The sequence below is a fragment of the Pseudomonas sp. B21-056 genome (genome assembly GCF_026016325.1).
In the GTDB taxonomy this organism is placed as follows: Bacteria; Pseudomonadota; Gammaproteobacteria; order Pseudomonadales; family Pseudomonadaceae; genus Aquipseudomonas.
Genome location: NZ_CP087203.1, coordinates 1 through 12,246 on the forward strand (window position 1 = coordinate 1; position 12,246 = coordinate 12,246).

8 protein-coding genes are annotated in these 12,246 nt (G+C 54.8%); 7 read left to right on the plus strand and 1 reads right to left on the minus strand.

The genetic code is table 11. From position 1 onward, the window contains the following. Window positions 1-6 precede the first annotated feature (6 nt). Genes dnaA through gyrB form a run of 4 tightly spaced genes read left to right on the plus strand, consistent with a single transcriptional unit; the run spans window position 7 to window position 6,214 of the window. The gene (gene dnaA / locus LOY67_RS00005) at window positions 7-1,527 is read left to right on the plus strand and encodes a chromosomal replication initiator protein DnaA (protein ID WP_265065380.1); all 1,521 of its coding nucleotides are present in this window, start codon (window positions 7-9) and stop codon (window positions 1,525-1,527) included. 39 nt (window positions 1,528-1,566) lie between these two features. After that, the gene (gene dnaN, locus LOY67_RS00010; protein ID WP_041023027.1) at window positions 1,567-2,670 is read left to right on the plus strand and encodes a DNA polymerase III subunit beta; all 1,104 of its coding nucleotides are present in this window, start codon (window positions 1,567-1,569) and stop codon (window positions 2,668-2,670) included. 17 nt (window positions 2,671-2,687) lie between these two features. After that, window positions 2,688-3,791 (plus strand): DNA replication/repair protein RecF, encoded by a 1,104-nt coding sequence (gene recF, locus LOY67_RS00015; protein WP_265065381.1) that lies wholly within the window; start codon window positions 2,688-2,690, stop codon window positions 3,789-3,791. Between the two features lie 5 nt (window positions 3,792-3,796). Further along, a complete protein-coding gene (gyrB, locus tag LOY67_RS00020; protein WP_265065382.1) occupies window positions 3,797-6,214 on the plus strand; it encodes a DNA topoisomerase (ATP-hydrolyzing) subunit B in 2,418 nt (805 codons plus the stop codon). A gap of 289 nt (window positions 6,215-6,503) precedes the next feature. On the opposite strand, the gene LOY67_RS00025 is transcribed toward gyrB, so the two are convergent. Next, window positions 6,504-7,142, minus strand: a complete 639-nt coding sequence (locus LOY67_RS00025) for an NAD(P)-dependent oxidoreductase (RefSeq protein WP_265065383.1) — start codon at window positions 7,140-7,142, stop codon at window positions 6,504-6,506. Window positions 7,143-7,311: 169 nt separating this feature from the next. Here LOY67_RS00025 and LOY67_RS00030 point away from each other — a divergent pair, with 169 nt between their 5' ends. From LOY67_RS00030 to LOY67_RS00040, 3 genes are all read left to right on the plus strand, one after another. Next, a complete protein-coding gene (locus LOY67_RS00030) occupies window positions 7,312-8,196 on the plus strand; it encodes a LysR family transcriptional regulator (RefSeq protein WP_320110001.1) in 885 nt (294 codons plus the stop codon). Between the two features lie 1,315 nt (window positions 8,197-9,511). After that, window positions 9,512-10,906, plus strand: coding sequence for a GABA permease (gene gabP / locus LOY67_RS00035; protein WP_265065385.1), 1,395 nt, complete (start codon window positions 9,512-9,514; stop codon window positions 10,904-10,906). A gap of 119 nt (window positions 10,907-11,025) precedes the next feature. Next, window positions 11,026-12,195 (plus strand): IS4 family transposase, encoded by a 1,170-nt coding sequence (locus LOY67_RS00040; protein WP_265064268.1) that lies wholly within the window; start codon window positions 11,026-11,028, stop codon window positions 12,193-12,195. Window positions 12,196-12,246 lie beyond the last annotated feature (51 nt).

The following is a 12,246-nucleotide window of genomic DNA, read 5'->3' on the forward strand; positions in this document are numbered from 1 at the left end:
ATGTCCGTGTCAGTGGAACTTTGGCAGCAGTGCGTGGAGCTTTTGCGCGATGAGCTGCCTGCCCAACAATTCAACACTTGGATCCGTCCACTACAGGTCGAAGCCGAAGGCGACGAGTTGCGCGTCTATGCACCGAACCGTTTCGTTCTCGACTGGGTCAATGAAAAGTACCTGGGTCGGGTCATGGAACTGCTCGACGAGCATGGCAATGGCATGGCGCCTGCGTTGTCCTTATTAATAGGCAGCAAGCGCAGCTCGGCCCCGCGTGCGGCCCCGAATGCCCCGTTGGCTGCCGCAGCCTCCCAGGCCCAGGCTGCCACCGCGCCGGCCAACCCGGTCACCCCGGCTCCCGCACCAGCGCCGAGCAAAAGAAATACGCAGAAAGTGGCCGAGGCCAGTGAAGAGCCGTCCCGGGACAGCTTCGATCCAATGGCGGGTGCCAGTACCCAGCAGGCGCCGGTACGCGCCGAGCAACGCACCGTGCAGGTCGAAGGTGCGCTCAAGCACACCAGCTATCTGAACCGCACCTTTACCTTCGAGAACTTCGTCGAAGGCAAGTCCAACCAACTGGCCCGGGCGGCAGCCTGGCAGGTGGCGGACAACCCCAAGCATGGCTACAACCCGCTGTTCCTGTATGGCGGTGTGGGCCTGGGTAAGACTCACTTGATGCATGCTGTGGGTAACCACTTATTAAAGAAGAACCCGAATGCCAAGGTCGTGTACCTGCATTCCGAGCGTTTCGTCGCCGACATGGTCAAGGCGCTGCAACTGAACGCGATCAACGAGTTCAAGCGCTTCTACCGTTCGGTGGATGCGCTGCTGATCGACGACATTCAGTTCTTCGCCCGCAAGGAACGTTCCCAGGAAGAGTTTTTCCACACCTTCAACGCATTGCTTGAAGGCGGACAGCAGGTCATTCTCACCAGCGACCGCTATCCGAAGGAAATCGAAGGCCTGGAAGAGCGCCTGAAATCGCGTTTCGGCTGGGGCCTGACGGTAGCCGTCGAGCCACCGGAACTGGAAACCCGGGTTGCGATCCTGATGAAGAAGGCTGATCAGGCCAAGGTCGAGCTGCCTCACGATGCCGCGTTCTTCATCGCCCAACGTATCCGCTCGAACGTGCGCGAGCTCGAAGGCGCGCTCAAGCGGGTGATCGCGCACTCCCACTTCATGGGGCGCGATATCACCATCGAGCTGATTCGTGAGTCCTTGAAAGACCTGCTGGCGCTTCAGGACAAGCTGGTTTCTGTGGATAACATTCAGCGAACTGTTGCTGAATACTACAAAATCAAGATCTCCGATCTGCTCTCCAAACGCCGTTCGCGTTCGGTGGCCCGGCCGCGCCAAGTGGCCATGGCCTTGTCCAAGGAGCTGACCAACCACAGCCTGCCGGAAATCGGCGATGTGTTTGGCGGACGCGACCACACCACCGTGTTGCACGCCTGCCGCAAGATCAATGAACTTAAGGAATCCGACGCGGACATCCGCGAGGACTATAAGAACCTGCTGCGTACACTGACCACTTGATGACCACCAGCGCAGCTTATTAAGGCAAGGGACTAGACCATGCATTTCACCATTCAACGCGAAGCCCTGTTGAAACCCCTGCAACTGGTCGCAGGCGTCGTCGAACGCCGCCAGACCTTGCCGGTACTTTCCAACGTGCTGCTGGTTGTCGAAGGCCAGCAACTGTCGCTGACCGGTACCGACCTGGAAGTCGAGCTGGTTGGTCGTGTGCAGCTTGAAGAGCCGGCCGATCCGGGCTCCATCACCGTGCCGGCGCGCAAGCTGATGGACATCTGCAAGAGCCTGCCCAACGATGCGCTGATCGATATCAAGGTCGATGAGCAGAAGCTTGTGGTCAAGGCCGGTCGCAGCCGTTTTACCCTGTCGACCCTGCCGGCCAACGACTTCCCGACCGTGGAAGAAGGCCCGGGCTCGCTGACCTGCAGCCTCGAGCAAAGCAGGCTGCGCCGCTTGATCGAACGCACCAGCTTCGCCATGGCCCAGCAGGACGTGCGCTACTACCTCAACGGCATGCTGCTGGAGGTGTCCGCCGGTGTTATCCGCGCCGTCGCCACCGACGGTCACCGCCTGGCGATGTGCTCGATGCAGGCCGATATCGGTCAGCCGGATCGCCACCAGGTGATCGTACCCCGCAAAGGTATCCTGGAATTGGCGCGCCTGCTGACCGAACCGGACGGCAACGTCAGCATTGTGTTGGGCCAGCACCACATCCGCGCCACCACCGGAGAGTTCACCTTCACCTCGAAGCTGGTGGACGGCAAGTTCCCTGACTACGAGCGCGTGCTGCCCAAAGGTGGCGACAAGCTGGTACTCGGTGACCGCCAGGCGCTGCGCGAGGCCTTCAGCCGTACCGCGATCCTGTCCAACGAGAAGTACCGTGGCATTCGCCTGCAACTGGCCAGTGGTCAGTTGAAGATCCAGGCCAACAACCCGGAACAGGAAGAAGCGGAAGAAGAAGTGGGCGTCGACTACAACGGCGGCTCCCTGGAAATCGGCTTCAACGTCAGCTACCTGCTCGACGTGCTGGGCGTGATGACCACCGAGCAAGTGCGTCTGATCCTGTCGGACTCCAACAGCAGTGCGCTGGTCCAGGAATCCGATAACGACGATTCGGCCTACGTTGTCATGCCGATGCGTCTGTAATGATCAGCAGAAGCTAGATGTCCTTAAGTCGCGTCTCGGTCACCGCGGTGCGCAATCTGCACCCGGTGACCTTCTCCCCCTCCCCCCGAATCAATATCCTTTACGGCGCCAACGGCAGCGGCAAAACCAGTGTGCTGGAAGCCGTGCACCTGCTGGGGCTTGCCCGTTCGTTTCGCAGCGCCCGCCTGTTACCGGTCATCCAGTACGACCAATTGGCGTGTACGGTGTTCGGGCAAGTCGAGCTGGCGGAAGGCGGTCATAGCGCGTTGGGGATTTCACGGGATCGGCAAGGCGAGTTCCAGATTCGCATCGACGGCCAGAACGCCCGTAGCGCGGCGCAGCTGGCGGAGATCCTGCCACTGCAACTGATCAACCCGGACAGTTTTCGTCTGTTGGAAGGCGCACCGAAGATTCGCCGGCAATTCCTGGACTGGGGCGTGTTTCACGTGGAACCGCGTTTCATGGCGACCTGGCAGCGCTTGCAGAAGGCGCTGCGCCAGAGAAACTCTTGGCTGCGACATGGTACACTTGACGCCGTTTCGCAAGCGGTTTGGGACAGGGAACTGTGCCAGGCCAGCGCTGAAATCGATGAATACCGCCGCGCTTACATCAAAGCCTTGAAACCGGTCTTCGAGCAGACCTTGAGCGAACTGGTTGAGCTCGAGGGCCTGACGCTCAGCTATTACCGAGGCTGGGACAAGGACCGTGAACTGAGCACCGTGCTGGCTGGCTCGCTGCAACGGGACCAGCAGATGGGGCATACCCAGGCTGGACCTCAACGCGCTGACTTGCGCCTCAGATTGGGCGCCCATAACGCCGCGGACATTTTGTCCCGGGGGCAGCAGAAGTTGGTGGTGTGTGCCTTGCGTATCGCCCAAGGGCACCTGGTCAGCCAGGCCCGTCGCGGTCAGTGTATTTATCTGGTGGATGACCTGCCGTCCGAGCTGGACGAGGCCCACCGTCGAGCGCTTTGCCGTTTGCTGGAAGACTTACGCTGCCAGGTTTTCATCACCTGTGTAGACCATGAATTATTGAGGGAAGGCTGGCAGACGGAAACGCCAGTCGCTCTGTTCCACGTGGAACAGGGCCGTATCACCCAGACCCACGACCATCGGGAGTGAAGGCATTGAGCGAAGAAAATACGTACGACTCAACGAGCATTAAAGTGCTGAAAGGCCTGGATGCCGTACGCAAACGTCCCGGTATGTACATTGGTGACACCGACGATGGCAGCGGTCTGCACCACATGGTGTTCGAGGTGGTCGACAACTCCATCGACGAAGCCCTCGCCGGCTACTGCGACGACATCAGCATTATCATCCACCCGGATGAGTCCATCACCGTTCGTGACAACGGTCGAGGCATCCCGGTAGACGTGCACAAGGAAGAAGGCGTTTCCGCAGCCGAGGTCATCATGACCGTGCTGCACGCCGGCGGTAAGTTCGATGACAACTCCTACAAGGTATCCGGCGGGCTGCACGGCGTAGGTGTTTCTGTAGTGAACGCTCTGTCCGAGGAGCTGGTGCTTACCGTGCGTCGCAGCGGCAAGATCTGGGAACAGACCTACGTCCATGGCGTGCCTCAGGCTCCGATGGCCATCGTTGGCGACAGCGAAACCACCGGTACCCAGATCCACTTCAAGGCTTCCAGCGAAACCTTCAAGAACATCCACTTCAGCTGGGACATCCTGGCCAAGCGGATCCGTGAGCTGTCCTTCCTGAACTCCGGTGTCGGCATCGTCCTCAAGGACGAGCGCAGTGGCAAGGAAGAGCTGTTCAAGTACGAAGGTGGTTTGCGTGCGTTCGTTGAATACCTGAACACCAACAAGACCGCGGTCAACCAGGTGTTCCACTTCAACATCCAGCGCGAAGATGGCATCGGCGTGGAAATCGCCCTGCAATGGAACGACAGTTTCAACGAGAACCTGTTGTGCTTCACCAACAACATCCCGCAGCGCGATGGCGGTACCCACCTGGTGGGCTTCCGTTCGGCGCTGACGCGTAACCTGAACAACTACATCGAGCAGGAAGGACTGGCGAAGAAGCACAAAGTCGCCACCACCGGTGACGATGCCCGTGAAGGCCTGACGGCGATCATTTCGGTGAAAGTGCCGGATCCGAAATTCAGCTCCCAGACCAAGGACAAGCTGGTGTCCTCCGAAGTGAAGACCGCGGTCGAGCAGGAGATGGGCAAGTACTTCTCCGACTTCCTGCTGGAGAACCCGAACGAAGCCAAGCTGGTGGTCGGCAAGATGATCGATGCCGCCCGCGCCCGTGAGGCAGCGCGCAAGGCCCGTGAGATGACCCGCCGCAAAGGTGCGCTGGACATCGCCGGCCTGCCGGGCAAACTGGCCGACTGCCAGGAAAAGGACCCTGCCCTGTCCGAACTGTACCTGGTGGAAGGTGACTCTGCTGGCGGCTCTGCCAAGCAGGGACGCAACCGTCGCACCCAGGCCATCCTGCCGCTCAAGGGCAAGATCCTGAACGTCGAGAAGGCGCGCTTCGACAAGATGATCTCCTCCCAGGAAGTCGGCACGCTCATCACTGCCCTGGGCTGCGGCATCGGGCGCGAAGAGTACAACATCGACAAGCTGCGCTATCACAACATCATCATCATGACCGACGCCGATGTCGACGGTTCGCACATCCGTACCCTGCTGCTGACGTTCTTCTTCCGTCAGTTGCCGGAGCTGATCGAGCGCGGCTACATCTACATTGCCCAGCCGCCGCTGTACAAGGTCAAGAAAGGCAAGCAGGAGCAATACATCAAAGACGACGACGCCATGGAAGAGTACATGACGCAGTCGGCCCTGGAAGATGCGAGCCTGCACCTCAACGAAGACGCACCGGGCATTTCCGGTGAGGCCCTCGAGCGCCTGGTCAACGACTTCCGGCTGGTGATGAAGACCCTCAAGCGCCTGTCGCGCCTGTACCCACAGGAGCTGACCGAGCACTTCATCTACCTGCCGGCCGTCAGCATGGAGCAACTGTCCGATCACGCCGCCATGCAGGATTGGCTGGCCCAGTACGAAGTCCGCCTGCGCACCGTCGAGAAGTCCGGCCTGGTCTACAAGGCCAGCCTGCGTGAAGACCGTGAGCGTAACGTCTGGCTGCCGGAGGTCGAACTGATCTCCCACGGCCTGTCGAACTACGTCACCTTCAACCGCGACTTCTTCGGCAGTAATGACTACAAAACCGTCGTCTCCCTCGGCGCGCAACTGAGCACGCTGCTGGACGAAGGCGCGTACATCCAGCGTGGCGAGCGCAAGAAAGCCGTGACCGAGTTCAAGGAAGCCCTTGAATGGCTGATGGCCGAAAGCACCAAGCGCCACACCATCCAGCGATACAAAGGTCTGGGTGAAATGAACCCGGATCAGCTATGGGAAACCACCATGGACCCAGGCTCGCGCCGGATGCTGAAAGTGACCATCGAAGACGCCATTGGCGCGGACCAGATCTTCAACACCCTGATGGGTGATGCGGTCGAGCCTCGTCGTGACTTCATCGAGAGCAATGCGCTGGCGGTGTCTAACCTGGATTTCTGATCTAGCTGTAGGCATAACGTTGTTGATCAACGGACTCAAACACAAAAAAGGCCAATTTTAATAATTGGCCTTTTTTGTGTTTGCCCGGAAATTTGAGATCTGTTCTCTTGCCAATTGCTGGGGGTACAACTGGATTAGACCGCATCAGCTACCAAAATTATTTTCACGCGCTCGCTCAATTAAACCTGGGTCTCAGAGTCACCGAAAATGGTCCTGCCCTACTTTTTCCTTTGATTCAAAAGGAGAGACGAATTACACCGCCCCTCCTATGCATCTTATAAACTTAAAGCTACCTGTAAGAAATAGTCATGATATTTTTAATGAAATTGCATTGGGAAATTTCAGCAATAAAAGCCTCTGCATAGTCTGGATAGAAAATTTTACTTAGGCCTTCAGCATTTTTCTGTAATGTTTTTGCCGCGACCGTGTAATTTCCCAACTTTTCGCCTGGCCCGATTTCAGCTGCTGGTGAGAAAAAAGTCCAATCCAGGTCGTCACAGGATCTAATTATCTTAAATGCATTGTCGTGAGCTAATCCGTACGGCCTGTAATCTACCGGAAAATACGGTGCATTCACTAGAATTGAACCTGGTGCGACTTCTAAGCTTCCGGCCCCTCCCACAACAATGATGCGTTTGATTCTAGCTTCACGCGCGGCGGCCACGATGGATTTGGCCGCATCAATTACGGTATCAATTTCGTTACCATGGGCTCCATAGGCGCTCGCCAGCACATCTGCCCCTTTTATGGCGTTGGCAAAGGAGGTGGTATCAGTAATATCCGCCACCTTAAAGTGCACAGCTTCTAGTCCTTCTGGTGCTTTACGAGCAGAGCGGACAATACCGATGACATCATGTCCCTGACATAGAGCTTCCTTGGCAATTGCAGAGCCGATTTTACCTGTAGGCGCTATTAGTGCGATTTTCATTGTGTTCCCTCTTCGATTTAATATTTGCTCTTATACATTCACTTGGTTGAAAATCAGCCATGAGGGGAATTTTAATTACTTGTATTCATCCGAAAAACCTCATATAAATGGCTGGTTTGTTGCGTAGAACAATCAAATAGGCAGGGGGTATATGGACAGGATCACTGCTATGAAGGTATTCGTGGCCGTCGTGACGCATAAAAGCCAAACAGCTGCAGCTGAACGGCTCGATATCTCGCGGGCCATGGTGACCCGATACTTGGCAGAACTGGAAACCTGGTTGGGTGCCAGATTAATGCACCGCACTACCCGTCGGTTTGGACTGACGCCCGTAGGTGAGGCTTGTCTTCTCCAATGCCAAGAACTGCTGCAACGGATTGAGCAGCTTGAGGTCGATTCAAGGAGGGATGAAACCGAACCCAGTGGTCTGATACGCATTACAGCGAGCACATGGTTATGGCAGACACATCTTTCCACCGCATTAACCGCTTATATGCAACGCTACCCTAACGTTAGAATTGACTTATTGTTGGGTGAGCAACGCGTGAATCTGGTAGAGGAACGTATAGATCTGGCCATCCGCATTACAAGCGATCTTGATCCCGGCCTGATAGCCAAGAAGCTGGCCGACTGCCAAACGGTTATCTGCGTATCACCTGCTTATCTGGAACGGCACGGCACCCCTCTGCAACTGGTGGACTTATCCAGTCACAACTGCTTGACGCATGCCTTTTCCGCTAAAAACGAATGGAAGTTCCGCCATCTGCAGAATATACATAGTGTCCTTGTTAGCGGTAATCTTAGTACTAACGAAGCTGTAGTCCTTATGGATGCATCGCTGAAGGGGCTGGGCATCGCCAAATTACCCTTATACCTAGTTGCACAACATCTAAAAAACGGTACGCTGGTTCAATTATTACCCGGCTACAGAGCTCATGAAATGGGAATCTATGCCATTTATACTTCAAGGCAGTTTATGTCGACCGCATTAAGGACCATGCTTGACTTTGTATCCGCACATTTTGAAAAGCAGAATCCTCCAAGCATTCTATAAAATGCCGAGAAAAAATGGAGATTCTAGAGAATAATCCATTCGTGTAGCAGGAGGATTACAGAGGGCTCGCTTTGGATGACGTAACAGTAAAGAGATAGTGAAGAGCAATGGCTAAAAGCATTGACTTGCAAACTTTCAAGTACTACGTAGCAGGACTGCAAATTTCAAATTTTATTCTGCTTGAGTTGAGAATCAAGAATCCTATGAGTTCTTGTAGTTCTGAAGAAAGTAAATGATCATGCATGGACGCTTTGTCGAGCCAATTACACTCGATCACCCAGTGCTTGGAGCAATCTGCTTTAACCAATTTACACCCTGCACAATTTTTTGATTCTAATTTGACGTTATTTAGCAGCGTTAGGATTTTAGACTCAAAAAAATCACTCATTGAAATTTCGAATTCCATTTTGCTTTTTATAAGGTTTAACACAGGTATAACTCCGAATTATCCATTGATGTCAGTGTTTTTACCAATAAACGTTATTTTTAGAGAAATTCAAATTCATAAGCTGAGCGCATAAATTATGTAAACGAAAGTTACATGCTTGCAAAGTTATGGGGCTAATGGTCGCAACAAAAGTATTACTGATTTTATAAGCGCCAAGAAAAAGCTTCATAGTGGTTTACGATTTTTATAACTATAAAGCGTATGCATTCTCTATAGAACTCAGCAGGTGACTTAGTCTAACCACTTTCATTAACTAGAAAAGCGCCATATACATAGCTGGTTTGTTGCGCAATTCAAGCGAATCGAAAAGCATGAGATAGTGTGATGCCGCTGCGATTGCGCCAAGCACCGCTGCCTTCTTTTCACGTTAACTCAAGAACCGCGTTAATCCAGTCGGAACGCTTTTAGGTCAGTTTCGAATGCCATTCGCCGTATGTAGGTGACCAGGGCAAGCGGCGAACACTTCGGCGAGGCCGCATTAATCGCAAGTGATCGTTGAAAGCTACCATCCACTGCACCGGTCGATGCCAAACCGCTGGGCCTCCCGGATCATCAATTTTATGAACCCACATCAACTGCAGCCACCCGCTCTAGAAAAATCGCAACGCACCTGCATTGGCTTTTTTGTTCGCCTTTAAGCGTGTTCCCACTCCGACCTATTGGTCAGAAAGCGGGTAGCCTAGTAACACGTGAAACAAAAACGTTAGTGCTCAAGGGCCTGCGAAGCGGCGCAGCCCCCGTAATACGGAGACGGAGTAAGTTCTGGCGCAATTCTTGCGTATTAAATAACTTACACATCGTTTTTTTATTTTTACAGAACGATGTGTTGAGGTGAATCGAACAAATCCAATACCAAGGGTAGTCTCAATGAGTGGTACGCAAACTTCCAACAATCTGGAACAGGGGCTCAAGCCCCGTCATGTGACGATGCTCTCCATCGCCGGCGTGATTGGTGCCGGGCTTTTCGTGGGCTCCGGCCACGCTATCGCAGCGGCTGGTCCGGCCGTGTTGTTGGCCTACGCCGCTGCTGGTGCATTGGTGGTGTTGGTGATGCGGATGCTGGGTGAAATGGCGGTGGCTTCGCCGGACACCGGTTCGTTCTCGACCTATGCCGATCGTGCGATTGGTCACTGGGCTGGCTTCACCATCGGTTGGCTCTACTGGTGGTTCTGGGTCCTGGTGATTCCCTTGGAAGCCAATGCTGCGGCAACGATCCTGCATGCCTGGTTCCCGAATGTGGCCATCTGGGTTTTCACCTTGGTCATCACGTTGCTGCTGACGATCACCAACCTGTTCAGTGTGAAGAATTACGGGGAGTTCGAGTTCTGGTTCGCCCTGGTCAAGGTGGTGGCGATCATCGGTTTCATTGCCCTTGGCCTTCTGGCTATTTTTGGCTTGCTGCCCACCAGTCAGGTCAGCGGTGTTTCGCACCTGTTTGATACCCAGGGTTTCCTGCCAAACGGCATGGGCGCGGTGCTGGGCGCGATCCTGACCACCATGTTTTCGTTCATGGGCACCGAGATCGTCACCATCGCCGCCGCTGAATCGAAAAATCCGGGGCAGCAGATTTCCAAGGCCACCAACTCGGTGATCTGGCGGATTGGCTTGTTCTACCTTGTCTCCATCTTCATCGTCGTCGCCTTGGTGCCGTGGAATGATCCGATTCTCGCCAGCGTCGGTTCCTACCAGACCGTGCTGGAGCGCATGGGCATTCCAAATGCCAAGTTGATCGTCGATATCGTGGTGCTGGTGGCGGTGACCAGTTGCCTGAACTCGGCGCTCTACACGGCGTCGCGGATGATGTTTTCGCTGGGTAAACGCGGTGACGCGCCGGCCGTTTCCCAGCGCACCAACAAGAGCGGTACACCTTACTGGGCGGTGGTGCTGTCGACCGCTGCTGCGTTCCTGGCAGTGTTCGCCAACTACGTGGCCCCGGCTGCGGTGTTCGAATTCCTGCTGGCCAGCTCCGGCGCCATCGCATTGCTGGTGTATCTGGTGATCGCGTTTTCGCAGCTGCGCATGCGCAAACAGCGCATGGTTCGCGGTGAGAAAATTGCCTTCAGAATGTGGCTGTTCCCGGGACTGACCTATGCGGTGATCATCTTCATCATCGCGGCCCTGACCATCATGCTGTTCCAGGAAGCCCATCGGGTGGAAATCCTGGCGACCGGACTGCTGAGCCTGTTGGTGGTGGTATCCGGGTTGCTGGTGCAGCGCCGTCGGATTGCAAAAGCAGGAAGCCTGGTACAGGCGCACGGCTGATTGATCGTTCCCACGCGGAAGCGTCACTAGTGTCCGGTAAAAACTGAAGGGGGAGCTTGCTCCCCCTTGCTGTACCTGCCTTTGAGCGATACTCGGCTTTTTCAGACTCGATTCCGGCTATGTTCAGCAGCACTCGCTTTTCACAAATGCTCCAAGCACTCCCTCATCAGTTGTTCAAAAATGCAGTCAAACGCTGTGGCGCTGATCGTTATGCCAAGCAATTCAGCTCTTGGGATCTGCTCGTCACGCTGATCTTTGGTCAGATAACACAAGCCAGCAGCCTGCGCGCCTTGGCGACAGCATCGCAATCGCTGGAACCTCACCATTATCATCTCAACGCTCGCAGCATGGTTCGCTCAACGCTTTGTGATGCCTTGAGCAAACGCAGTTCAGAGCCTTTTCGGCTGGCCTGCGAGCACTTGCTGCAGGGCGTTGGCCGCAAGCAGCGCAAGTCCCTGGAAGCGATGGTCACGCTGATCGACTCGACCTCAATCACCTTGCGCGGTCCCGGCTTCGACGACTGGACCGCTGCGACGAAAACCCGCATAACACAAGGCCTGAAGGTGCATGTGGCAATTGATCCACGACAAACAGCACCCACTTACGTGAACATCACTGCCGCCAACGTCAATGACCTGAGTGACGCCCTGACCATGCCGCTTGAAGCAGGCATCACGTACGTTTTCGACAAGGGATACTGCGATTACAACTGGTGGCACCAGATTGATCAGGTGGGGGCGTTCTTCGTCACACGACTCAAAAAAAATGCCAATGTGAATCACGTAGAGGATCTGAACAGAGGGGAAAATGCCGACTTCATAGAGTCGGACGAAGCCGTGCGATTTGGCAAAAAACACCTGAATACACGACGGTTAAATCACTATCACGACCAAACCGTACGTCGGGTCCAGGTTCGTCGAGATGATCACGAAACGCCGCTGATCCTGGTGACTAATGATTTTTCACGCTCAGCTGAAGAAATTGCCGACCTGTACAAGCAGCGCTGGCAGATCGAGTTGTTCTTCAAGTGGATCAAGCAAAAACTCAAGCTCAAACGGTACTTCGGATTCTCTGAAAACGCGGTGCGTCTACAAATCTACAGCGCGCTGATCACATACCTTTTGCTGCTCCTGTATCAACAACGCTCGGCCTGCTCAGACTCACTTTCAAACTTCACTATCCGGCTGGCTCATAGCTTGTTTGAGCGCCCGCTCAGCGACACACACCGCGGATATCGAAGGCAAGAACGAACAGAGCTGAAGGCTGCCCAGGGTAGCCTTCAGCTATGAAAAGGTTTTACCGGACACTAGTGACGCTCTGCGTGGGAATGCAGCCAGAAA

What these genes read in the sequence shown, in the direction of transcription:
- dnaN (WP_041023027.1), top strand. Translation starts at nt 1,567, where the DNA reads ATGCATTTCACCATTCAACGCGAAGCCCTGTTGAAACCCCTGCAACTG.
- recF (WP_265065381.1), top strand. Translation starts at nt 2,688, where the DNA reads ATGTCCTTAAGTCGCGTCTCGGTCACCGCGGTGCGCAATCTGCACCCG.
- LOY67_RS00025 (WP_265065383.1), bottom strand. Translation starts at nt 7,142, where the DNA reads ATGAAAATCGCACTAATAGCGCCTACAGGTAAAATCGGCTCTGCAATT.
- LOY67_RS00030 (WP_320110001.1), top strand. Translation starts at nt 7,312, where the DNA reads ATGAAGGTATTCGTGGCCGTCGTGACGCATAAAAGCCAAACAGCTGCA.
- gabP (WP_265065385.1), top strand. Translation starts at nt 9,512, where the DNA reads ATGAGTGGTACGCAAACTTCCAACAATCTGGAACAGGGGCTCAAGCCC.
- LOY67_RS00040 (WP_265064268.1), top strand. Translation starts at nt 11,026, where the DNA reads ATGTTCAGCAGCACTCGCTTTTCACAAATGCTCCAAGCACTCCCTCAT.